The following is a 21906-nucleotide window of genomic DNA, read 5'->3' as shown; positions in this document are numbered from 1 at the left end:
GGGCGGTTCAGGCCAGGGGGAACTGGGTGGTGGAGCCCGAGACGAGGGCATCCCAGTGCTGCTCGAAGTTCTGGTCCTGCTTGTTGATCACGCGGGCGGGGGCGGTGACGAAGAGTTCCTCCGCCATCGGCCAGCCCTGTGCGCGCGGGCGGAGCCAGGCCCGGGCACGCCCGTACACCGGGTCGTGCTCGACGTCGACGCCGTGCCGCTCGGAGACGGAGATCAGCCGCCGGGCGAGCTGGTGCGGGCGGCCGATGTCGACACGCTCGGTGGAGCGCTTCACCGGCCGGCGCCTGCCGTCCTCCGTCACCAGGAACAGGCGGCGCACGCGGTAGAGCGCCCACGGCATGTCAAGCTCGCGCTCGAACGCCTCCAGGCACGCCCGGTCCCGGGGCTGGGCCGGGTCGAAGAGCTCCAGGAGGCTCTTGCGGCCGTACAGCTTCGCGTGCGGGTTGAGGCTCATCGCCGTGTACTCCAGGCGCAGCACCTTGCCGGCGATGTCCGGGTGGGAGCGCATGCGTTCCAGGTGGGCGGGCAGCGCGCCCATGGAGGCGGAGAAGCAGCAGAACCAGCAGTAGGACTTCGGCCAGTGCACGCCGAACCGCTTCAGGAGGTAGGCCTCGCACTCCTGCCGGTGCCAGCCCCAGTCGATGAGCGGGAACTCCCCGGTGCGTCCGGCCATCTTCGAGGTGATCTGGTCGCTGAAGCGGCGGCCTTCCTCGTCGGCGTTGAAGCCCATGATCTGGCGGAACGGGCGGCCGCCGAAGACCTGCTTGAGCCACCAGTCGCCGACGTCACCCTTCGCCCACAGCGAGCACTTGCGGGTGCCCGCGACCTGGGGCACGGTGCCGACGGACTCCTGGTCGTCCCAGAGAGTCCACGGCCCGCGGGCGAAGAGCCGTTCGGGGCGGCAGGAGTCGTCCAGGATCGTGAACCCGTCGGACTGGAGGTGCCCGTTGCGTGCCAGCTGGACGAAGCGCACGCCGTTCTCGCGCAGCAGCGGGATGATGAACTCGTCGGCCAGGAGCTGGGTCTCGGGCCACTCGGCGCCGGTGGCCATGTAGAGGACGGCGGTGCGATCGAGGTCGATCCCGTGGGCCTCGGGGGCGGTGAGCATTTTGGTGAGGTAGGCCGTGGAGTCGGCGCCCGCGCCCCAGTTGATGACGGTGTCCAGGGTGTCGTTGGCACCGAGGCCGGGCAGCGGCGGCGTGTACGTCGTAGGGGACATGGCAGCGGTCACTCCTCGAGGAACCGGTTGGTCAGCCGCTGGGCGGAGACGATGAGCAGGAGGTCGTCGGCGGGCCACGGATCGCAGGACTCCCAGGGATCGCCCTGGGACAGCACCACCACCTCGCCGGGCGCCGTGACCAGGCAGCACACGCCGCATCCGCACGACGGGTCGAACGGCTCGGGGTGGGCGATGTAGGGGGTCCTGAAGTAGTCGGCGGCCCCGTCCTTCCCGACTGCGGCCAGGAGCAGGTCGCCGTCCGCGACGTCGCCGGCCCGGGCTACGCGCGCGTGCGGCAGGGCGAGCACGAGATGGGGATCCGGGCTGTTCACGGCGAGCTGCTTGTCGATGAGGCGGGCGTTGCCGCTCGAGCGGACGTCGCCGGTCGCGGGAGCGGCGAGCAGAGGGCGGTGGAGGTCGATGGCGGTCTCGGCCGTAAGCATGGCCACGGCGTGGTCCAGGGCCTCGACGAGGATCACGGCCCTGGCCAGTGCGGTGAGCAGGGCGGCGCTGGCCTTCAGCGACGTGCCGCTGGCCGCGGTGCCCGGCCGGTAGAGGCTGACGGCCGCGCCGCCGCTGTCGAGGATGGAGCGCAGCAGGGGGGCGTGGGAGTGCGGGTGGGCACCGTCCAGGCCGCGCGGCAGGACGGCGAGAGAGGCCCGGCCCGTCTCGGCGGCGGCCTGGTGGGCGGTGGAGTCGACGCCGAAGGCGAGGGTCGCGGTGACGGTGTGACCGGCCCCGGCGAGCGCGGTGGCGAAGGCGTGCGCGCGGGTTGCGGCCTGCTCGGTGGGGACCCGGTTGCCGGTCACGGCGACGGCACTGCCGGTCAATTGCGGCAGTCGCGCGCGGCCGCGGACCCACAGGCCCAGCGGGCAGGCGGGCCCCAGGTCGGCGAGGGCGGTGGGCCACTCCTCGTCGGACGGGATGACGAACGGGCAGGTCCCTTCTGCCTGGGCGAGCTCCGCCTGCGGCCGGTAGTGGGCCAGGCGCCCGCTGCCGTCGGCGCGGACGCGCAGGTCCCAGACCTCGGCCGGGGTGTACTCAGCGAGGTCGGCGGCGAGTTGGCCGGGGGTGAAGTGGGCGGAGAGTGCGGCGCGTGCGGCGCGTTCGGTCAGGGCGTGTGCGGGCACGGGTGGCCGGCCTTTCGGGCAGGGCGCGGCACCGGCAGGCGAGCCGGTGCCGCGCAGGGGCGGGCGAAGGGAACGAAGGGGGGAAGGTGATTCAGCGGCCGAGGGGAAGGGGGAGGTGCCGTCGGCGGCTGCGGTGCAGGGGCCGGGCTAGGACCAGCGGGTGGCCCGCTTCTCCTGCCACCAGGCGGGCGGGCTGCCCGGCTGCCCGGCGGCGGGTTGGGGTACGGGGGCCGGTGGAGGTGCCGGGGGCGGGGTGTAGGGGCGGGCGGCGATCGGGCTGGGCAGGCTGGTCTCGGTGTAGGCGATGCGCCTGCGCAGGCTGATGCCGAGGTCGTCGACGCTCAGGTAGAGGGAGTTGTCCCTGATCTCGGTGATGCGCCCCTTGACCAGAACGGTGACTCCGTCGACAAGGGACTCGGCGGCGTTCCGGGCCAGGTCTCGCCAGGCGGTGCAGATGTAGGTGATGGGGGCCCCGTCGCGCCACTTCCGCGTGGCGGTGTCCCAGTGTGTGGGGGTCTCGGTGAGACGAAACCGGCAGACGGCGATGCCGTCTTGGGTGAAGCGGACTTCCACGTCACCGCTGATGGTGCCGGTCACGTGCGTGACGGACGGGGCCATGCGAACACCTCCTATTACAAATAATAGTGTCTTTCGGGGGTGGGTCAACCCCCCTGCCGAGGCTTCCCGCCGCCGGCGGGCGAGGAGGAACGGGTAAGCCGCCGGATGAGGGCCTTCCACCCGGTCCGCTCCATCGGTGCCGGCTGCTGATTGACGTTGTCGAACACCGTGGCGTCCCCGATCTCCACCCACATCGGGACCGTGCCGTCAGCCCGCACCAACTGCTCGTCGGCGGTGTCCAGATGAACGGAGACCCGTACGGCTCCGCAGTCGGCGTCGAGGTAGACGAACACGAGCAGACCCGCGATCTCGATGCAGGGCAGACCCTCGTCGTCGGGGTGCTCCTGCGGGTGGAAGACCGCCGAGCTGTTCACCACCGCGCAGGCCTCGGCGTCCGAGAGGCTGACGCTGCGCGGGGCGCCCACGTGACGGGAGATATCGGCCGGGTACACCATGTAGCCCTCGTCTCCGCGGGTCTTGTCCGGGCCGTAGTACAGGTCCACGACCGCCTGGTCGTCGGCGGGAGGCCGGTACGGGAGGCCGTCGGTGCCCGCCACGTCGTCCCAGGAGCTGCGTACTTCCTGCGCGAGCGCGGCCAGAGCGGAGGCCTCGTCGGACCAGAGGGTGAAGTCATCGGCGTGCAGGTCCCAGCGGCGCAGCACCCATGCCCGGCCGACTGCCTGCGGGGTGCGGTCTGCGGGGACGGCGAAGGTGAAGCGGCCCAGCCACTCTTCGACGATGTCGACGGTGTCCGCTCCCGGCAATTCGCCGGTGCGTTCCTGGAGACGGTCCAGCAGGTTGGCCAGGTCGATGATGGCCTCGCCTGCGGGCGTGGCCGGGTCCGGTTTGATCAGCATGGTGGTTTCCTTCCGTGCGGTACGAGGGCGGTCAGGACCCGTCCATCAGGGCGTTCCAGAGGTCCATCAGGTGTTGCGCCTCCGGGCTGAGGGCCGCGGTGCGCAGCACGCGTTTGCGCAGGACGGGCGCGTCGAGGCTGATGCCGAAGGGCGCGTCGAGCCGCTCAGGCCTAGAGATCAACTGGTAGTTGTGCGTGTGGATCATCCAGGCCTCGTACCGGTCGGCGGAGCTGCCGCTGCGGGCGGTGTGACCCTCGTCCGGGCTCGACGGCGGGCAGGGGCAGGACGGATCGGTGCATGGCCGTCCGGCCGGGTGACTGGCCAGGACGGGGCTGCGGCGGTAGTGCGTGCGGGTGCCGTTCAGCATCGGGCAGTGTTCGGCGGTGTAGGGCAGGCACTCGGGGTGCAGCGCCGGTTCGGGAGAGCAGCCCTTGGACACGTCGGCGGGGCGGACGATCAGGAAGCACCGTTCGTTCAGCGGTTGTTCGCAGATCTGGCACAGGCGTCGCCGGAAGGCGTTGATGGTCTTGTCGGCGTCCAGGACGCCGAAGGCAGCGTGTCCGTCGTGGATCAGGGTTACGTACGGCACCACGAGTCCGCCCGCCAGCGGCCGGTGGGCACAGCGTTGGGGTATCGCGTGCATGAGTCAGTTCCTTCACATCGCGGGAGGGCGAGCGGCGGGGTTGATTGGGGTTCGGGTGCCGCGCGGTCAGCTACTGGGTGGGGGAGGGTCGGCGGGGCCGCCGGCCAGGAGCGATTCCCAGTGGGCGTAGCGGCAGTCGGTGGCGTCGTGCAGGCGCAGGTGCAGCCAGTTGAGGCTTTCTCCGGCTCGGATGACGGCCTCGGCGCCGATGGCGGCGGCCCGGGGGGAGATGGTGCCGTCGTCGGGGTCGGCCAGGACGACGATCAGGCCTGGGCGGCGCGGCACGTGGCGGTGCGTGAAGGCGGTGTAGCTGCGGTCGTCCAGGAGCACGAGCGGGGCACGCTGGTACTCCTCCGCGCTGAACAACGGTGAGGGCAGGTGCAGGAGGGGGACCGGGCTCGTCCGCAGGCCGACCGGATCGCTGATGGTGCTGTCGCTGATGACCAGCACTGGGGCCTGCGGTCCTTCCCGACCGGCGTGTGGTGGGGCGGACATGGCGGTGACACGTCGCTTTCGTGAGGAGGGGGCCAGGAAGGTGCCCCGGGGAAGGGGGAGCTGGCGGGGCGGGGCAGCCGCTGTGGGACGCCCCGCCCCGTGGGCTTCAGCCGAGCGGGTAGAGCACCAGGGCGGGGACGGCGGTGTCGGGGATGCCGTCCGCGTACAGCTCGCGCAGGGACTCGTCCTTCTTCAGTTCCTCCGGCAGCGGGAAGACGTCGCCGACGAGGTCGCTGTGGGTCGGCGCGTACCGGGAGATGCTGTAGGTGGAGAACGGGGAGTAGAGGTTGCCCTCGGCGTCCCGGGACAGCACGACGAGCGTGTCTCCGGGCAAGCCTTTCCAGTCCGCGCGGACCAGGTGGCGCAGCACGGCGAGGGTCAGGGGGCGATCGAGGGCCTCGCCGTCCGGGTCGGGGGACGGGGCCTGCTGCTGGTCGGTCATGACGGCCTTTCAGGTGCGGGCCGGGATGGTGAGGAGCCCGGCCGGTTTGTCGGAGGGGGGCGGGCGCCGACCCGTTGCCGGGGCGGCGCCATCAGGCCTGGTCAGTCGTCCTCGATCACGTCCAGGCAGGAGACGGGGATACCGCTGCCCGGGATCCGGAAGCGCGTCATGTCCTCGGGGATGCGGTACTTGGGCCTGCCCGGCTCACCGTTGCGCGGGTCGGTACGCAGCCGCCGGGTGGACTCCTCGTCCAGCAGGAAGCCCGCGCGGGTGCGGGTGCGGTTGCGCTCCTGCACGGTGCCGGTGAGACCGCGCAGCAGGGCCGGGCGCAACGTGTCGTTGAGTCGGGCCCGGCGTCCGGCCACGATTCCCGCGAACGCCTCCTTGTCGATCGCGGTCAGCCGATGCGCGCAGGCCTCCTGGACCTTCGAAACCTTGATCGCGTCCGGCAGTTCGCCGATGAATTCGAGGACCTCGTCCATGGTGACGGTCATGCTGGTTCGCCTCTCTGTGACACAGGGATGGGCAACCGGCCGGGCACGGCTGTGCCCGGCCGGGGTCTGCGGGAGGTGTGGGTCAGGCGGCGGTGTCGGGCCGGTGGCGGGCGACCGCCTGGTCCTCGACCTCGGACAGCCGGTAGCTGCCGTTGTCGTCCTGACCGAGTGCTTCGAGGAGCAGCAGGTAGCGGGCCTGCGGCGCGGTGAGGTGCGACCACGTCTTGGGCTCACGGATGCCGTACTCGCAGGCGGCGGCGACGTGCGCGAACAGCGCGTTGACGACGCGCGCCTTGGGCAGCTGCACCGCTGTCTCGGTCAGGTCCGCGTTCTGGGGCTCCTTGACGCCCAGGAAGCGGGCGACCGTCTCGGTCTCGTGCTTGTCGGTCCAGGAGCTGTAGAAGTAGGGGAGGGTGAGCACGACTTCCTGCGCGAACACGCGGGCCGCATCCGGCAGCGTCTTCTGGCGCACCAGACGGGCGACGAAGTCCTGACGGGGACCGGCGGCGGCCTTCCAGGCCCGGTTGCACGCGATGACCTTGCGCCGCTCCTCGGCCCTGTGCTCGTCCTCCTGCGTCCTGGGCTTCTTCGGCTGGGGACGGACCTTGTGGCCGTACGCGGCCGGGTCGGCGCAGTGCCACACGGGCTGGTGCTCGTCGTCGAGCCGGGCACTGTGGCCGGGGCAGTTCCTGTGGTTGTCCTCGGTGAGCGGATTGCCCAGACCGGTGGTCAGCTCGGACAGCGGCTTGGACGGGTCCTTCTGCCCCCACCCCGGCTGCCGCAGCAGCGGGATCTCCGCCGCCTTGAGGTCTTCCTCGGCCTTGGTCCGGGCGTCGGCGTCGTCCTGCTCGGCCTTGAGCAGCGCCATCTCCTGGTCCCAGTGGCCGCGTCCGCCGTTGCCCTCCTCGTGGTCGCGTTCCAGCGCGCGCAGCAGGCGGCGCTCAGCACCGGGCACGTTCTCGACCTCGGCGAGCTGGGCGGTCTGCTCCAGGTCCATGCCTCCGGCCGCTGCCCGGCGAAGGGTGGCGTCGTCGAGCTTCTGCGCAGCCTTGGCCTGCTTGACGGCGTTGCGGCCGACACCGAGAGCCTTCGTGGCCTGACGCCGTTCGATGTCGCTCATGTCGATCAGGGACAGCTCCTGCGACTTCAGGATGTCGCGCTCGCTCATCCCCTCGCGGTGCTTGTTCTCGACCAGGGACAGGAACCGGGTCCAGCCGTCGCGACCGACCAGGTCTTCTCGCACGTGCGCCTTGATCCTGCGCACGGGGCGGCCGTCCTGCTCGGCGGTGGCGTTGGCGACCTGCTGCGCCTGTGCGCGCCGCCAGCCCTTGAACGCGCCGTAGGTGCCGTCGGGTCGGGGCCGGACACTGATGGTCTCCTCGACACCGATCTCCTTGACGGAGTTGATCAGGTCCTCGTCCGGTTCGGTGTCCTCCTCACGGGCGTTGCACTCGTCACGCACCACGAGCGCCGGGTCGAGCAGAACGATTTCCGGCGTGACCTCCTCCTCGTGTGTCGCGGGATCGGTGGGCGGGGTCGAGACGGCGGTGGCCATGGGGCTCTCCTTCTCCTTGCCTGTGCGGCGAATTAGGGCGTTCGGGGTGTCACCCCCTCGCCTCATATTCAATAATAGTGTGTTTCGGTGTATGGGCTAGATACCCTCTGACCTGGGAAAACATCGCCATCAGAGGACGGTCGGTGCTCCGCGCGCCGCTTCGGACAGTCGACAGGTCCGGCCCTCAGCTCAGGTCGTGCACGATGTGCCAGCACGGACCGGACAGGACCGTGAGCCCCACGTTCCTCACCTGCTCAAGCAGAGCGTCATCCCACTCGGCGTCCACGGGGAGGGAGGGCATTGCCCGGTACGCGTTCTCCCCCAGCTGCGCGTAACCCGTTCCGAGAAGCGTGTGCTCGTCGTCCCCGACGGTGAACAGCTGCACGCGTACGTCGGCAGGGCTCCCGCTGGCGGGGCGGTGCGCCTGGGCGGCCAGTGACTGATCCAGCGCTTCCCGCGGCACGGGCGGCGCGACGGCGACGCTGTACACGGCGTACACGTCATGAGACACGGACATGGGTGCAACCTTCCTGGCCTACACGCCGGTTCGGCGCGCGGGTGGCGCCGACCTGGCAGGCCGGCTGATGTGGACGGGTGTCGCGGGGGTGGGCCGGGGAGGCGGGGCACTCCGGGTGCCGGTGCGTCGGCAGGTGTGGGTGGTCAGGGATGCAGCCGGGTGACGCGGGAGGTCGGCAGATGGACGCGCAGGGCATCAGCGTGCGCGGGCGGGTCGAGGGCCGCGAGCCGCTGGAGTGCCTCGGCCAGCTCCGGGTCCGCGAAGTCCTCTTCGGCCCTTGCTGCTTCGCCGACCGGCACCATGCGCGCCCTGGTCTCGGTATGCCTGAGGTCCGGCATCTCCTCGGTGGGGGCGAGAGCTGCGATGAAGGGGCTCCAGCTCACGGACATCCCGCTGCCCGTGCGCTGCTCCGTCGTCGTGAAGTAGGCGGCCACGGCCTGCGGTCCGTCTCCCGGCTGCTCGGCGGCGAAGGCCCGGACCCGGTCGACGACGATCTGCCGCCACCCCTGCTCGGCGGCCTGGTCGGCGGCGCTGGCCAGGGTCTCCAGGGTCTTGGGCGGGAGGCTGCGGAGCGCGGTCCGCATCAGGGGTGTGGTCGGCTCGGCCAGCAGTGCGGCCAGTTCCTCGTGTGTCATCGCCGGTGTCCTTCCGTGGCATGTCCGTGAGGGGGCCCGTACGGCGGGGGGCCCCGCCGTACGGGGTGTTCCGCAGGGCCAACAACATCAATAAGAGTGTCATTTGGGGAGGTGTGAACCCACCCCTGACCTGCGGTTTTACGGCCAGTCATGCTCTCGGCGCGGTGGCAGCGGGAACGCACGGCCGGGGTCCATGCGCACGCAGCGCTCGCAGTAGGCCGTGACGCGGTTGGCGGTGCACTCGCCCCACTGGCACTCGAAGCGCTCGCGCGGCCCGCAGATCAGGCACCGCCACAGCGTGATCCCGTGCAGCTCGCACAGCTCATAGCGCTTGCGCGCGGGCAGCAACTCCAGGGCGGGGCGAGGGCGTTCGAGGTGGGCGGGATCGGCGGCCGGGAACGACTCGTCGCCGTCGCGTATCCAGCGGACCGGAAGCTGCTCGTACCGCTCGGGCGTGGTGTAGTACGGCTGACCGGCCGGGCTGAACACCATGGCCAGGTGACCGCCGGAGATCAGGGTCTCCAGCCGGTCATGGCTGAATTCCCCGCGCAGGGACAGCATTTCGTCCTGGCGAAGGCTCCATCCGTACCCGTACCGGCGCAGGATCCGGCGCTCGATGACGGCCGGGCCCCTCTGTCCTGCGTCGAGCACGTCGACGGCCTCGATTGCGGCCGTGGGGCTGGCGGTCAGCTCGCGTACCACCTCCTCGGCGGCCGTCGCGGTCGTGTGGCTGCTCAGCGCGTACCCGTGGAGCTGGTCCACGACCTGGTGGCGTCCCTCGTGCTCGGCGGCGGCGTACCGGGCGGGCCGCTGCGGCTGGGTGCGGCGTCGGGGCATGGCGGAACTCCTCTGCGCAATGGGGGCGGGCGGTGACGCCGGGGGCCGGGCGGGCGGCGGTCAGCTCCTGCTGGGCAGCGGCCTGTAGGCGGAGAAGACGTAGTGGCCGAGCTTGCGCAGCATGCCGGCGGTCTCGTCCACGGCCGCGGGGCCGTGGTCGGCCTCGCGGGTGTACGCCTCGATCTCGCCGTTCCAGGCGAACCCCTGGGCGGCAAGGGAATGCTCGGTGTCGGGCGTGAGGTCGTCGGAGCACCGCGGGGCGGCGACCAGCCCGTGGGCGGGGTCGGGTACGACGAGAAACACCGGGACTCCTTCGGTGTGGGCCGCCCATCCGGGCGGCCCACGGGGCGGACGGGTGGTCAGTGGGTGACGGTGATGGTGGAGTCGGCTTCCAGGACGGCGAGGGCGGCGCGGATGGACGCACGGGTCTCCGGGCTCGGGGCAGAGAAGGGGAAGTCCAGGGCGCGGACCGCGTCGTCCAGGTCGTCGTCGGGCATCGGCAGCGTGTGTCCGTCGCGGTAGAGGGCTACGGCGGTCGCGGTGGCGACACGGACGCGGTTGTAGGCGATGGCCTCCCCGGCCGTGACGTCGATGCCGAGTGCTTCGCGCGCGGTGGGCGGCAGTGCCGCGATCCCGGCAGTGAAACGGCGGGCGGGAACAAGCAGACGCGCCGATCGCAGGGCGCGGCGCAGCGTGCGAAGCATGGCAACTCCTGGGGCTGGAAGGACGAAAGGAGCGGGACCGTCACCCGGTGTGTGAGGCAAGGGAGGCGACGAGCCCGCTTCACTACTAATAATAGTGTAAGTTGAGGATGTGGGAACCCGCCCCTGACCTGCACAAACGAGAAGCGGGCGGGGCGGCGCGGGGCAGATCAGAACTGCGGGGCGTAGGCGGCCAGGGACTTCGGTGCCCTGCGGGTGTAGAGGCCTTCCAGGCCGGACGGGGCGATCAGACCCCAGGTGAACGTGGCGGTGTCGGCATGGAACTGCCCCCGCCGACGGTGCCGGGCCGGGAAGGCGCGCAGGATGCCGACGCCATAGACCTCCAGCGTGCCGTCGAGGAACCCGTCGCGCTGCTCCTCGGACATGTCCGTCCCGTACTTGTAGAACTGCTCGTCGACCACGACGGCGAGGACGGGGCTGAGGTCGTCCTCGACGGGGCCGAACATGCTGCGCCAGTGGGCGAGATCGGCCATGGCCTCCGCGCGACTGGCGCGGGTGCCGAGGTAGGTCGCGCCGTCGTGGTGGGCGGTGACCTTGTCCGGGTCGTACAGCCATGCCTCGAACTGGTGCTCCGTGTACATTCCGACGCCGTTGTGGCGGCAGCGCAGGAATCCGAAGCGCTCGCCGTCCACCGTCACCGGGTGGCGCTTAAGGCAGAACTCGCAGGTGACGCCGACGTGGCGCAGGAAGCGCTGGAGGCGGGGGAAGCGGGCGAAACGAGTGGCGCAGTTGCAGCAGGTGTACACCTCCCAGCGGGAGGGGTCCGCGACCGTGTCGTGGTGGCACTGTGGGCACTGGTAGGTCTTGTTGCTGTACCAATCGATGACCGGCGTCACGTTCCCTTGCACAGCGAACTCCTGAGGGGGTTGGTGGAGAGGGTGGGGCGTCGCTCGGCGGCGGCGCGACGGCTCGGTGAGTGTGTCGGCTTTCGCGCACCCGAGGCTGGCGGCGACGCAGGGCATGGTGCAGGAGCAGGTGCCGGCGAACGCCTGGGCGACGTCGGCCGATGCTGGGGGGTTGTTAGCCGTCGTCTGCTTCGGCGGGCGGTCAGATGGGTGCGTCGTGCGTGCCTGCGAGGGGATTTGAACCCCTGACCACCCACAAGTGGGGCCGCTCTACCGCTGAGCTACGCAGGCTTGGGGCCGCCTGTGCGGCGGCCGGTCGATGGTGGGTCAGTGTCCGGCGATCTCGCGAAGTGCCTTCAGTGCGGTGGGCGCGGAGGCGTACCAGAATGTCTCGCTGGGCTTCAGGTTGAGGGCCTTGGCGGCAACGTCCCAGATCAGGCGGCGCTCCTCGCCTCGCTCCGCGTAGACGCTGGCGAGCGTCTCGGTCGGGCGGAACGGTGTTGGAGTAGTGCTGGTGGGACTTGAACCCGCGACCTCAGGACTTATAAGATCCGCGCTCTGCCAACTGAGCTACAGCACTGCGGTGTTCGGTTGTGTGACCGGGCCGGTCGTGCTGGCCGGTCGGTGGGGCTGCGAGGTCGAGGCCGGGGCGGGCTTCCCTGTGAGCGACGGGACCCGGCCTCACAACATTTATAATAGTGTTTTCTGCTCGTGTGGGAACCCGCCCCTGACCTGCTCTTTTACTCCTGAGCCGCCTGGGCGAACGCGGCCAACATGGCGGTGACGGAGCCAGGGCGGCCGGACGCCTCGACCTGTACACCCTCCCCGGAGGGTCCGACGACTACGGTCACGCTGTCGACCCGGATGGGGCCATGCTCGCCAGAAGGCCTGGTGTCGTGCTGCCAGATGATCCGGGTGCGCCGGTACTGCTCGTCGATCCGCGCACCGGGCAGTGCGCCGGCCACGGCTTCGGTGACGGCGCGGCGGCCGCGCTCCTCCGCCTCCTGCCGGGCGGCGATCTCGGCGGCCTGCTGCACGGCCTCGGCGTGCAGCGGATACAGACGCCGGGTGATCTCCCGGGCCACGTGCTGAGCACTGCGGGCCGTGACCCCGACCGACGGCGCGATCATCTTGGCCTCGTCCGGCAGTGCGGCGAAGATCTTCAGGCGGTCGGGTCGGCGGTCGTCCGGCTGGCACAGGCGCAGGGCGCGGCCCTCACCGTCGACGATGAGCCGTCCCAAACCGCGAGCGTAGTCGGTGAGTTCGGCCGTCCGGCAGTGCGTACCCAGCTCGCGCGCCACTTCGTCGGTGAACGCGTCGAACTGCTCCTGTGTGATCAATTCGCGTGTCATGACGCTTGGTCACTCCTTCGGGCTGTGGGTCGGGTGTGCTGGCGGGAGGTTTGTCGCGCTCTGGTCGCGGAGCTCGGCGTCGCGGCGGGCGTCCTCGGCGGTGTAACCGGTGTCGCACCATGAGCGGCACACCTGGCCCGCGGGTGCGCCGCACGTCTCGCACCGGTCGTCGAAGTCCTCCGGCCGCCACGGGCGCGGCTGGCCGCTCATGCGGGGATCTCCCGGATGTGGTCGGCGAGATCCCGGGCGGACAGTGCGGGGCTCTGGTGGGGCGGGCTGGCACGAACGGCATGCCACAGGTTCGACGGCTGCCGCGGGTCGAAGTCGATTGGGGCGACGGGCCGGATGGACCACTGGGGGCCGCGGGGGCCGGTGGCGGTGTACGTCAGGCTCCGGGGGGTGCCCTGGCGTCCGTTGTCCCCCCAGGAGAGGCCGGCGGCCGTGAGCGCGGCGCCGAGCTCGTTGCAGCGTGCGCGGGTGATGTGCTCGAACTCGGCCGGGATCAGGTGGAAGTCGGCCATGTCGCGGCCTCGCCGTTCCTCCTCCTGACCGCCTTCGCGGGTGAGGAGGTACATGCGGGCGTGCTGGCGTGCGCTGTTCTCTTGTGTCGGGACGCGCTTGGAGCCGGTCACGGTCCACACGCCCTCGGGGCTGCGCAGTTGCTGGCCCACCCTGAGCTGCCGGGGCGGCTGAGCGTTGAAGGGGCGGGGGCCGGGGACCATGCCGTTGTCTTTCATGTCGGCGCACAGTGAGCACAACCAGGCCGTCTCGCCGTGAAGCCGGTAGAGGCCCCAGCAGTCGTCGTAGCAGGTTGAGCACACGAAACGGCAGTCCTCGGAGGCGCCGATGGTTGCCGCGTAGGTCAGGAGGGGCATGCGGCTGATGACCAGGCCGAAGTGGCGGCCGACAGGCACGGTGTTTCTCCTTCCGGGTGGTGCGGCCTGATGGCTGGGAGGTTCACGGCGTGATGGTCCACAGCGGGAGGCCGGTGGTGGTGCGGGCGTGGATGCCGGGCCGCACTGATACGTCGCGGTAGTCGGACACCTTCACGTAGCCGCCTCGGTCAATGTCGAGGCGGACCGGGGCGCCCTCCCACTCCCACTGCTTGATGAGCTCCGCGGGGAGGTTCTCGACGTCGTCGGCCTCGACCTGTACGGCCCACGCGGTCAGCTCCTCGCCGTACGTGCGCTGCCACTCCCGCAGAACGGTCAAGAGGTGGGCGAAGTCGTCGACCAGGGCCAGGGCGCGCGCCTGGTCGGGGGCGGGGTCCTCGGCGTAGGTCGGCGCGTCGGGGCGGGTGCGCTCACCCAGGCTCATCAGCCAACGCATGATCGGGGCTCCTGTCTTCGGTGTCGGGTTGTCACGCGGCGGTACAGGCAGGTGCGTTGCCCATGTACGCGGTGTCGATCTCGTCGGGCCACTCGCAGTCGACGCACGGGAGGCGCTCGCACCAACGCCAGTCGTAGCCGTGGGGGCAGCGGGGCGCCCGGTGGGTGACGTGCACGACGGCCGAGTACGTGAAGTGCGCGTGGTCGACCGGGTCGGCGTACTGGTGGCGGACAGAGTTGGAGTCGTCGAGGTGCTCGGTGATGGTGGAGACGGTGACCTCGTGGCGCTTGTTGTCGAGGTCGGTGACGATGTAGCGGTCGCCGGTTTCGAGGGTGCGGGCGTACTGCCTGCCGGTACTCAGGGCCATGTCGGGGTCCTTCGCGGTCAAGCGCACCTGCGATCGCGGGCTGAGCGCGTGGGTGAGGGGTGGTGGGTCAGGGGCGACCGGACGACTCGGGCTTGCGGTAGCGGTACAGGAAGCGCGCGGCCCATTCGCGGCTGGCGAAGCCGGGGATGCCGCCGCCGCTGCCGGGGTGGTTGCCGGGATACTCGGCGACCCACTCGCAGAGGTCTGGGAGGCGCCAGACGATTCCGTAGCAAGTGCCGGTCTCTCGGCGGTCGTTGACTCGGTAGCCGAGCGATCCGGTGTTCGCGGTGAACGTGAACTGAGGCGGCACAGTGGCTCCTTCGGTCGGCTCCGGGTGCGAGAGGGGGCGGGGCAGGACCAGTGACGCCCCCTCTCGCACATCTAATAATAGTGTCTTTAGGGGTGGCGTGAACCCACCCCTGACCTGCGTATTCCTTCGTCTGTCAGGGGGCGTCGACCCGGGGCCGGACGGCGGCCGCGGGGGTTCCGTCTGGGCGTGGCGGGTGAAGTCGGGGATGCCGCCGCCTTGCGAGGGTGCCTCCCGTCGCGCGTCCCTCAGCTCTCCGTCGGAGCAGGGTTGGCCCGGATCACTGCCGTGATGGCCTTGATGGACGGGGTGTCGTGCTGGCTCCTGCGGTCCGGCGTGACGCACAGCCCGGACCGGGTCCGGCGCGCGACGCCTGAAGCGATGAAGTAGGGCAGGTCGTACTGCCACTTTCGGCCCCCGTCGGCCGGTCGACTTACACGGAGGTTCAGGAGGAAACCCCCGTCAAGGGGTGCCCACGCCTGCTGTGTCTGCCAGCCGTGGGCCTCCGCGAGCGCGAACAGGACAGCAACCGGCTTCGGTAGGGCGTAGCCCTCGGGGGCCGTATCCGTGATGCCTGCTTCTAGCCGGCCCTGCGTGACATCACGGACGTGCCGCTCGGCCGGAGTCAGAACGCTGTCGCGCTCCAGGGCGGCGGCCAGGGTGACGGTCCGTCCGCTGTAGCGGCAGGTGATCCCGGCGCCGTACGCGTCACGGATAGCCGCACGCCGCGTGCCGTCCATGTCCCACGTCGACTTCGGCTCGTGCGTGGTCAGGACCCCGTTGCGGACGCTCGTCGTATTGCCGCACGGGCAGACCGTCTCCACGGTACGCAGCAGGGCGTACCACACGTTCGGCAGGAGGATCGTGGGATCGTGCTTCTCCCCAGTGGCGAGCTGCTCGAGCATGGTCGGCACGATGCCCTCCTCAGTCCCTGGTCTCGATCAGTTCGGGGGCCGTCACGCCCCCTCCACTGCTTCTAATAATAGTGTCGTTCGAGGGGATGTGAATCCGCCTCTGACCTGCGTCTTCATCGGGCTGTCAGGGAACGTCGACTAGGGACGGGCGGCAGCCGCGCGGGCGCCTGCGCTGCTCGGCACGCAGGGAGTCGGCTTCATCCTGGGCGCGGCGGGCGCGCTCGTGCTCCTCGGCGGCCGCCTCGACGCAGTAGGGGGCCCACCACTGCAACCCCCGAATCTCCTGCGTCAGCGAGTCGGGGCGGTCGGCCAGCATCAGCAGCAGGACCGGGTGCGGGGAGAGGGCAAGCCACCGTGCGGCGGTCCGCCACGCGGCCACGGCGGCTCGCAACGCGGGGCGGGCGGCCCGGGCCTCGCGCTCCAGGCGGACGGCTTCGGCCTGGTGGTAGGCGGTGGACCAGGTGAGGAAGCGCAGCAGGCTGGGGGTGTCGCGCTGCCGGGAGGCCTCCAGGATCGCGGGCAGGTCGGCGCGCTGCGCCACGTGCTCGGCGCACCCGCGCAGGACGGCGGTGAGTACCGCGGCTGTCTTCTCTGACGGAGGGTGATCAGAGGCGGAGGACAGCGGGTTCACCGAGACCTCTGGGCGGTCAAGGCTGTCGCGGTAGAGGATCAGGCTGCCGCGGTAGCCGGTGCGGCTGCTGGCGAGCCGGGGGAGGGCCTCGGCGGGGGCGGTGGTCTTGAAGGCGTTCACGGGGCCGAGACAGGCGCGTACGGCGGTGAACTGGTCCCAGTGGTGGGGGTCGGTGGTGCCGGTGACGTGCACGCTGCCGCGCATCGCCCCGCCCAGCTCGAACACGACGGCGTCAGCCTCGCGGGGTCCGGCGGTGGCGCGCACAGGGCCGGCGGGCGTATCGATGGTCAGGATCGGGCTGGTCATGTGCGGCGATTCCTCGGGGCTTGAAGGGCTGGCTCGGGGCCTGCCGTCCCGACGCCCGCCGAAGGGGAGGGGCGGGCGTCGGGACGGCAGCCGGCCAGTGGCGCGCTGGCCGGGGAGGGCCGTCCACGCCCCCGTACCGGGGAGGGGCGTGGACGGTGTCTGCGGGGTTACTCCTTCGGCGGCTTGTGGCGGCGGAGCTTGTTCCGGTCGGTCAGGCTGGGGCGGCGGCCACACGGGCAGTCCGCGTAGCGGCGTCCGTGCATCTTGAGGAACTTCCCGCCGAGAGCATGGCCGTTGACCTGTCCGGTCGTGCCGGGGACCGGCTTGGTGTTGGTGCAGTAGCCGTCCGGTGTGACGGCGGGCTTCTGGCTCATGAGCGCTCCTCGGCGGTTCCGTGGGGGCGGGGCAGTTCGGGGGCGTGACAGGCGACGTACGGCGCGGCGTCGTCTGCGGACAAGGCCATGGCGGCCTGGTTGAGTTCGAAGGTGTCCATGGGGTGCAGCCACCCGTCCCGTACCTCCCACCCGCACACGCGCAGGCCAGCGTCAGAGGTCATGGCGACCAGGATGCCGTCACACACGGTGCTGCTCTCCAGCGCGAACGTCAGCAGCACGAAGAACCGCATGTACTCCTCTTCGGAGTGATCCACGCGCCACGAACCCGGCTCGACGTTCACGTACAGGTCGGCGCTCAACTCCGTGCCGTCTGTACGTTCGGCGGTGAGGCTGAGCTCGTGGCTCCCCTCTCCCAGTGCAGGGAACAACGCGGTCAGCGCGTGCAGGGCGCGGCCCATGGCGGACGCCGTGGCGGCGTTGTCGGGCTGTGGGAGCTCCGTCTCAGGCATGCGGGTCCTCCAGGGTGTCGGGGAGCTGGAGGAGAACGGGGGCGGGGTACACCTCGCGCGTGATGGCGGCGACGTCGGGGCATGGAATGACGGCGTCCTGGAGTTCGACCGTGTCCATGGGGTGCAGCCACCCGTCCCGGATGGTCCAGCCGCACGCGCGGGGGCTTGGCTCGGCGGCCGTGGTCGCGATCAGGACGGCGCTGTGCATGGTGCTGCCCTCCAGCGCGAACACCAGCAGCATGCGCAGGGCGCAGAACTCCTCTTCGTCCAGGACGGCCAGGCGGAGGGGCGCCATGCCGAGGGAGAGATCGGTTCGGCCTGTGACGAACGTGTTGTCGGTCCGCTGGGCCACGAGATTCAGCGTGTGTTCGCCGTCTCCCAGTGCCTGGACCACGGCGGAAAGGGCGGTCAGGGTGCGGCTCATGGCGGCCGCGATGGCGTCGTCTCCGGGGTGGGTGAGTTCCGGGCGTGCAGACATGAGGACTCCTTCCGGGGCGGTGAGCGGCGACGCAGAAAGGCCGGCCGCCGTTTCGCCCCTGGGCACAGAGGTCTTGTTGGCGCGCGGTCGGCTCCGCCGACACGTCGCCCTGCCGCTACGCGGCAGGGCTGGGGCGGCGCGCTCCGCGCTCCCTGCCGGGCTGGGTGACGCGCTCCGCGCTCTGGGACGGTTGGGCCCGTGCGGGCCGGGCTGGGGGAGTTGCCCGGCCCGCACGGGGGTCTGTCAGCCGTGCGCGGCGGCGGCCGTGAGGGCGGGAACCGCGAGCGCTTCCAGGGCGGCGGCCTGGTCGGCGTCCGTGAGGGTCTGCGCGGTCGACGTGACGGCCTGCATCACGCCCCCGGCCGTCATCTGACCGCCCCGGATGAAGTGGGAAAGGATGCGGTCCTTCGTCTCGTTGCCGATGCTGAGCGCCTTGGTGACGTGCTCGATGGTCTTCGTCGGCTCGTCCAGCGTCTTACCGGCGGCGGCCTCCATCTCGTACACCTTGGCCTCGACGTACTCCCGTGACAGGAAGGTGCGTACGGCGTCGGTGGTCTTGGAGGTGATGAGTTCCAGCGTCTTTTCCTGGGTCTTGCCTGACCAGGACACAACGCCCTCGTCCTGCTTGCCTCCGAGGTGCACGGCGCGCATGACGTCCTTGGCCTGGGTCAGACCGTTGCGGCAGACCTGGATGACCGCGCGCGGGGTGATGGTGTACGCCCCCGCCCCGACTTCGCTGTTCGTGATGACGAACCCAGCGGAGATCATCGGGAGTTCGTCGCCGCTGCGACCGTCGAACGGGGAGCGGTAGCCGCGCAGCAGGTTGCGGGCCTGGACCGCGACCGCCTCGGACTCGACGCGCACGTACATGCGCCGGTCGGTGAGGTCACACCCCGTGATGCGGGTCGGGTGCCCGGACTGCTCCACCCCGTCCAGGGCGGCCAGCAGCATGTCGAGGTTGTCCATCAGCTTGTAGCTGTCGGACAGGAGCGCGCGGGCCACGCCCTCGGACGGCATGCCGGGGCCGTTCTCGCCCCGGAACGCGCGGAGCATGAAACGGCGCTCCGGACCCTCACGGAGCCACGCGTTCACGTTCTCGTCCAGCAGCGGGACGTTTTCCGTGCGCATGCGGCGCAGGTAGGCCAGGGGGATGCGGAGTTTGTCGGAGATCCCCTCGTCGGCAACGGCGGTCGGCCGGTAGATGCCGTCAACGGCCGTCACGCCGCGTGCGCTGAGTTGGGCCTCGACGCCTTCGACGTGCACGTTTCCCTCGCGCATGCTCAGCGCGGATGCGGGGGCGATGACGTCGAGCTTCCGGCGCTGTCCGTCCTCCAGGATGCGGACCAGGTCGGACAGGTCGGCGTTACGGGCGCCGGTGGGGGCTACGTTCGTAGCGCGCTCGGCGAACTGCTGAGTCATGCGGTGTTCCCCTTCGTGTTGGTCTCTGCGGGCCGGGGGCGGAGCCACCACCCCCGAACAACTTCAATAATAGTGTTTCTTGGGTGTCTGTGAACCCACCCCTGAACTGGCGTCCCGACTGATGCCGCCACGGAGTTCGGGGCGCGCTGGCCGGCCTCGGTGAGGTGTCCTAGGGCGCGAGTGGAAACGGGGCGGTGAGCATCGGTCCGTCCGCACCCTCGTGCGTACTGCTGACCGGCCCTCGTCTCGTCGCGACGCCGGTCCTGATCGGGACGCTCACGGTGTGCCCCTGCCGCCCGGCGCTCACCGGGGGGAGCGCGGGGGCCGGGCGGCAGTGCCTCGGCCCCGGAATCGGGCCGGGCTGGCCGCGCCCTGCGCGGAAGCAGGGCGCGGCGGCTCGGCGCCGTTACTCGGGCTCTGGCAGCCTGCGAGCCGTTCCGGTTACGCCGTTGCTTCGGCGGTCTCCGCGTCCGGGTTGCTGGCGGTCGCCATGGCTTCGGCGATCAGGGCGTCGAGGGCCCTGCCGATGCGTCCCTTCGCCCGGTCCCCCATGGGGCAGCAGGCTTCCTTGTTGATCTGATCGAACACGGCCTTCCTGGCCGGGCTCGGCGGGGTGACGCCGGGCATGACCCCGGCCTCGAAGGCCTGCTGCCTGAAAGTGGTCCAGACTCCGCACCAGTCATTGCGGTCCGCCAGTTCGTCGAGTTCCTCGACCGTGGCCGGGAGGGCGGCCAGGACGGTCTGAGCCTCTCCCTTGTACTGAGCGCAGTTCTCGGCGATCCACTTGACCAGCGGATCGCTGGACGCCGTGAGGGCCTCCCAGGCAGTCGCCTGGACGGCGTTGCACGCGGTGTAAGCCGCGTCGATCTCCTCGTTGAACGCGCGGGCCTGGCGCTCCTCGTCCTCTCCGTACCCGAAACGCTTGGGGTACTTCTCTCCCGCCGCCTTCTCGGCCGTATTCCGGGCCGTGATGGCCGCGTTGACGGTCTCGATGTACTTCTGTGCGTCCGGCTGCATCTGCCGCGTTCCCTGCTCTGCCATGTCGTTCCCCTTCGGCGTTGGCTTCTGCGGATTCGGGGGTGGGGCCACCACCCCCGAACAACTGCAATAATAGTGTGTTTCAGGGGTGGGTGAACCCACCCCTGATCAGCACACTTAGAACGTCCAGCGGTGTTCACTCAACGGCGTGAGACTCGTCCGCCGTACGTTCGTGACCACTGAGACCAGCGCGAGACCGCGCAATTCGCACAGGTCGTAACGCACTTCCGGGGCTCCGCTGAACGGTTCGGCGTGCGCGTGGATCGCACCCACCCAGTAGGTACCGTGACGCTGCGTCAGACTGCCGTGATACCTGACCTTCTGCCACAGGACCGGTCCGGCGTGCTGCGGGTCCAGGCTCCGGGCAACAGCGATGACCAACTGATCCGCCACCCGCTCGGACATGAGCATCACGAACGCGCGCGCAATCGTCGCACGGTCAACCGGCACATCAGCCATAGCCGGGCCGGTGTGACCGGTGCGCACACCCATGGCCCAACCCAGCTCAAAGAACGGCCGGATCATCTCCAACTGGTCGTGCGGCACCCTCAGCGCTTCCGGGTCGCTCTCGCTGCGCGCCAGCTCCCGCAGCGCGTAACCGGCCTGTTCCCTCTCGGCGTCCGTGAGCGGGGCCTCGATCTCGTGGGCCTGCCCTGCAATCCGCGTGTTCTCCATGGTTCCCTTTCTCCTTTCGGTGATGCTGGGTGGAAGGGGGCGCCCCAATCGGGGCGCCCCGTGCGGATTACCTCAGGAACCCGTTCGACCGGAGGAATTCGGACGTGATGAGCGCGATTCCGTGGGGCTTGTAGATCTGCGGGAATCGCCGCAACTCAACTTCCATGCGGCCTGACTTGTCGGGGTCGATGAACTCCTGAACCAGTCGGTAGGGCTCCTCGCCCGTCGGCATTTCCAGCACGACCGGTCCGGCGGCCTTGGTCTCGAACCGAATGCCGGTGTAGTTCCGGTCTGCGTTGTGCACGATCTTCACGCCTGCTCGCGCACACAGCAGGGGCAGGAAGTTCGCGATCGTGCGGGCCTGGACTGCACGATCGGTCATGGGCGCGTCTGCGCCGCGTACTCCGCGAACGATCCCGTCCGTGATGGTCAGTTCCACGTTCTTCCCCTTCGTTGGTCCCTTGCGGTTCCCGGGGGTCGCCTCCCCCAGGACTTCAAATAATAGTGTCTGTACTGCTCGGATGGAACCCTTGTTGCGCTACAAGTTGCGCTAGATGTTGCGCCACGGTGTTGCGCTAGAGGTTGCGCTAGAGGTTGCGGGCCCCCTCGACTGGTCTTCGCATCACTGCTGGTCACCTCAACAATCAGCCCTGGTACGCCTGCTGACATCCCCTCTGCGGCCGCTGCTTCCTGCCCAAGTAGAAGAGAGAAGGGGTGGGGGCGGGGCGTGGTCGGCGCGGCGGCATCGGGGATCGGGGCGCGGCTTTTCCTGCGTTGCGCGTCGGCCTGGGGCCGTCGCGCGGGTGGGGGAGTGCAGCCGGTCATGAGTGGCGGTCTCTCCCCCTGCCCCCTCGCTCCTGAATCCAAGGGAAGCCGGGCCCCGGAGGGGCCCTATTTCCCTTTAACCGTATTCCGTGGTTTACTTTTCTCCACGGAATACAATCAAATGTCCTTGCACGTAAGGGAATCGGAGATTCCCGCAAACTCCCAAGCAGGGAAACCCGTATGACGAACCCTCACCAAACACACCGTCACCCCACAAACAAAACCCGCCCATTCGTGTTCCGGAGGAACACCCATACCCCATTTCGCTGTTCGTGCCGGAGGCACGCAAGGTTATGGATTGGCCGGAGGCCATTCCATAATTCCCCGCCGGAGGCGGGCAATTCGCGCGGGGACGCGCGAAACGAGCGGAGCGAGTATTCGGCTGCCGGAGGCAGAGCGAAGC

At 70.0% G+C, this 21906-nt stretch carries 30 protein-coding genes and 2 tRNA genes; all 32 read right to left on the bottom strand.

Annotated elements, in window-relative coordinates; all coding sequences use genetic code 11:
- Positions 1 to 7: 7 nt before the first annotated feature.
- The 32 genes from ABZT06_RS38830 to ABZT06_RS38675 all read right to left on the bottom strand — a co-directional run bounded on the left by ABZT06_RS38830 (position 8) and on the right by ABZT06_RS38675 (position 21117).
- Complete coding sequence (locus tag ABZT06_RS38830; RefSeq protein WP_355752110.1) at positions 8 to 1228, bottom strand: hypothetical protein; 1221 nt, start codon at positions 1226 to 1228, stop codon at positions 8 to 10.
- Positions 1229 to 1236: 8 nt separating this feature from the next.
- On the bottom strand, positions 1237 to 2358 hold the full coding sequence (locus ABZT06_RS38825; RefSeq protein WP_355752108.1) for a DNA-processing protein DprA: 1122 nt from the start codon (positions 2356 to 2358) through the stop codon (positions 1237 to 1239).
- A 147-nt stretch (positions 2359 to 2505) separates the two neighbouring features.
- A complete protein-coding gene (locus tag ABZT06_RS38820; RefSeq protein WP_355752106.1) occupies positions 2506 to 2976 on the bottom strand; it encodes a single-stranded DNA-binding protein in 471 nt (156 codons plus the stop codon).
- 44 nt (positions 2977 to 3020) lie between these two features.
- Positions 3021 to 3833 (bottom strand): hypothetical protein, encoded by an 813-nt coding sequence (locus ABZT06_RS38815; protein ID WP_355752104.1) that lies wholly within the window; start codon positions 3831 to 3833, stop codon positions 3021 to 3023.
- Between the two features lie 31 nt (positions 3834 to 3864).
- A complete protein-coding gene (locus tag ABZT06_RS38810) occupies positions 3865 to 4476 on the bottom strand; it encodes a cell envelope biogenesis protein OmpA (protein ID WP_355752102.1) in 612 nt (203 codons plus the stop codon).
- Between the two features lie 66 nt (positions 4477 to 4542).
- Positions 4543 to 4926, bottom strand: coding sequence for a hypothetical protein (locus ABZT06_RS38805; RefSeq protein ID WP_355752100.1), 384 nt, complete (start codon positions 4924 to 4926; stop codon positions 4543 to 4545).
- A 151-nt stretch (positions 4927 to 5077) separates the two neighbouring features.
- The gene (locus ABZT06_RS38800) at positions 5078 to 5413 is read right to left on the bottom strand and encodes a hypothetical protein (protein WP_355752098.1); all 336 of its coding nucleotides are present in this window, start codon (positions 5411 to 5413) and stop codon (positions 5078 to 5080) included.
- A 101-nt stretch (positions 5414 to 5514) separates the two neighbouring features.
- Complete coding sequence (locus ABZT06_RS38795) at positions 5515 to 5907, bottom strand: hypothetical protein (protein WP_355752096.1); 393 nt, start codon at positions 5905 to 5907, stop codon at positions 5515 to 5517.
- Between the two features lie 82 nt (positions 5908 to 5989).
- Positions 5990 to 7462, bottom strand: a complete 1473-nt coding sequence (locus tag ABZT06_RS38790; protein WP_355752094.1) for a ParB N-terminal domain-containing protein — start codon at positions 7460 to 7462, stop codon at positions 5990 to 5992.
- A 184-nt stretch (positions 7463 to 7646) separates the two neighbouring features.
- Positions 7647 to 7979 (bottom strand): hypothetical protein, encoded by a 333-nt coding sequence (locus ABZT06_RS38785; RefSeq protein ID WP_355752092.1) that lies wholly within the window; start codon positions 7977 to 7979, stop codon positions 7647 to 7649.
- A gap of 143 nt (positions 7980 to 8122) precedes the next feature.
- Entirely contained in the window at positions 8123 to 8614 is a 492-nt protein-coding gene (locus ABZT06_RS38780; RefSeq protein WP_355752090.1) for a hypothetical protein, read from the bottom strand.
- Positions 8615 to 8752: 138 nt separating this feature from the next.
- The gene (locus tag ABZT06_RS38775) at positions 8753 to 9451 is read right to left on the bottom strand and encodes a hypothetical protein (RefSeq protein ID WP_355752088.1); all 699 of its coding nucleotides are present in this window, start codon (positions 9449 to 9451) and stop codon (positions 8753 to 8755) included.
- A 60-nt stretch (positions 9452 to 9511) separates the two neighbouring features.
- Positions 9512 to 9754, bottom strand: coding sequence for a hypothetical protein (locus tag ABZT06_RS38770; protein WP_355752086.1), 243 nt, complete (start codon positions 9752 to 9754; stop codon positions 9512 to 9514).
- A gap of 56 nt (positions 9755 to 9810) precedes the next feature.
- Positions 9811 to 10155: a hypothetical protein gene (locus tag ABZT06_RS38765; RefSeq protein WP_355752084.1), complete on the bottom strand. Its 345-nt coding sequence runs from the start codon at positions 10153 to 10155 to the stop codon at positions 9811 to 9813.
- A gap of 167 nt (positions 10156 to 10322) precedes the next feature.
- Entirely contained in the window at positions 10323 to 11021 is a 699-nt protein-coding gene (locus ABZT06_RS38760) for a hypothetical protein (RefSeq protein WP_355752082.1), read from the bottom strand.
- Positions 11022 to 11240: 219 nt separating this feature from the next.
- Positions 11241 to 11309: transfer RNA gene (locus tag ABZT06_RS38755), tRNA-OTHER, on the bottom strand.
- A 215-nt stretch (positions 11310 to 11524) separates the two neighbouring features.
- Positions 11525 to 11598, bottom strand: a tRNA-Ile gene (locus tag ABZT06_RS38750).
- 160 nt (positions 11599 to 11758) lie between these two features.
- Positions 11759 to 12370 carry a hypothetical protein gene (locus tag ABZT06_RS38745; protein ID WP_355752080.1) on the bottom strand — a complete coding sequence of 204 codons (612 nt, stop codon included), beginning with the start codon at positions 12368 to 12370 and terminating at the stop codon, positions 11759 to 11761.
- A gap of 9 nt (positions 12371 to 12379) precedes the next feature.
- Positions 12380 to 12580 (bottom strand): hypothetical protein, encoded by a 201-nt coding sequence (locus tag ABZT06_RS38740; RefSeq protein ID WP_355752078.1) that lies wholly within the window; start codon positions 12578 to 12580, stop codon positions 12380 to 12382.
- On the bottom strand, positions 12577 to 13284 hold the full coding sequence (locus ABZT06_RS38735; RefSeq protein ID WP_355752076.1) for a hypothetical protein: 708 nt from the start codon (positions 13282 to 13284) through the stop codon (positions 12577 to 12579). Before ABZT06_RS38735 ends, ABZT06_RS38740 begins: the two co-directional genes overlap by 4 nt.
- 43 nt (positions 13285 to 13327) lie before the next feature.
- On the bottom strand, positions 13328 to 13699 hold the full coding sequence (locus ABZT06_RS38730) for a hypothetical protein (protein ID WP_355752074.1): 372 nt from the start codon (positions 13697 to 13699) through the stop codon (positions 13328 to 13330).
- A gap of 31 nt (positions 13700 to 13730) precedes the next feature.
- On the bottom strand, positions 13731 to 14066 hold the full coding sequence (locus ABZT06_RS38725) for a hypothetical protein (RefSeq protein WP_355752072.1): 336 nt from the start codon (positions 14064 to 14066) through the stop codon (positions 13731 to 13733).
- Positions 14067 to 14133: 67 nt separating this feature from the next.
- Positions 14134 to 14376, bottom strand: a complete 243-nt coding sequence (locus ABZT06_RS38720) for a hypothetical protein (protein ID WP_355752070.1) — start codon at positions 14374 to 14376, stop codon at positions 14134 to 14136.
- A gap of 245 nt (positions 14377 to 14621) precedes the next feature.
- Positions 14622 to 15287, bottom strand: a complete 666-nt coding sequence (locus tag ABZT06_RS38715; RefSeq protein ID WP_355752068.1) for a hypothetical protein — start codon at positions 15285 to 15287, stop codon at positions 14622 to 14624.
- A gap of 124 nt (positions 15288 to 15411) precedes the next feature.
- Positions 15412 to 16224 carry a hypothetical protein gene (locus ABZT06_RS38710; protein WP_355752066.1) on the bottom strand — a complete coding sequence of 271 codons (813 nt, stop codon included), beginning with the start codon at positions 16222 to 16224 and terminating at the stop codon, positions 15412 to 15414.
- A gap of 167 nt (positions 16225 to 16391) precedes the next feature.
- The gene (locus tag ABZT06_RS38705) at positions 16392 to 16598 is read right to left on the bottom strand and encodes a hypothetical protein (RefSeq protein WP_355752064.1); all 207 of its coding nucleotides are present in this window, start codon (positions 16596 to 16598) and stop codon (positions 16392 to 16394) included.
- Entirely contained in the window at positions 16595 to 17068 is a 474-nt protein-coding gene (locus ABZT06_RS38700; RefSeq protein ID WP_355752062.1) for a hypothetical protein, read from the bottom strand. Before ABZT06_RS38700 ends, ABZT06_RS38705 begins: the two co-directional genes overlap by 4 nt.
- On the bottom strand, positions 17061 to 17546 hold the full coding sequence (locus ABZT06_RS38695) for a hypothetical protein (RefSeq protein WP_355752060.1): 486 nt from the start codon (positions 17544 to 17546) through the stop codon (positions 17061 to 17063). Before ABZT06_RS38695 ends, ABZT06_RS38700 begins: the two co-directional genes overlap by 8 nt.
- Before the next feature lie 243 nt (positions 17547 to 17789).
- Positions 17790 to 18965, bottom strand: coding sequence for a DUF932 domain-containing protein (locus tag ABZT06_RS38690; RefSeq protein ID WP_355752058.1), 1176 nt, complete (start codon positions 18963 to 18965; stop codon positions 17790 to 17792).
- Positions 18966 to 19406: 441 nt separating this feature from the next.
- The gene (locus ABZT06_RS38685; protein ID WP_355752056.1) at positions 19407 to 20006 is read right to left on the bottom strand and encodes a hypothetical protein; all 600 of its coding nucleotides are present in this window, start codon (positions 20004 to 20006) and stop codon (positions 19407 to 19409) included.
- Positions 20007 to 20120: 114 nt separating this feature from the next.
- A complete protein-coding gene (locus ABZT06_RS38680) occupies positions 20121 to 20678 on the bottom strand; it encodes a hypothetical protein (RefSeq protein ID WP_355752054.1) in 558 nt (185 codons plus the stop codon).
- 67 nt (positions 20679 to 20745) lie between these two features.
- On the bottom strand, positions 20746 to 21117 hold the full coding sequence (locus ABZT06_RS38675) for a hypothetical protein (RefSeq protein WP_355752052.1): 372 nt from the start codon (positions 21115 to 21117) through the stop codon (positions 20746 to 20748).
- Positions 21118 to 21906 lie beyond the last annotated feature (789 nt).

The sequence above is a fragment of the Streptomyces sp. NPDC005483 genome (genome assembly GCF_040606035.1).
In the GTDB taxonomy this organism is placed as follows: domain Bacteria; phylum Actinomycetota; class Actinomycetes; order Streptomycetales; family Streptomycetaceae; genus Streptomyces.
Note: the sequence above shows the minus strand (reverse complement) of the source record. Positions and strands in the feature narration are given on the sequence as shown.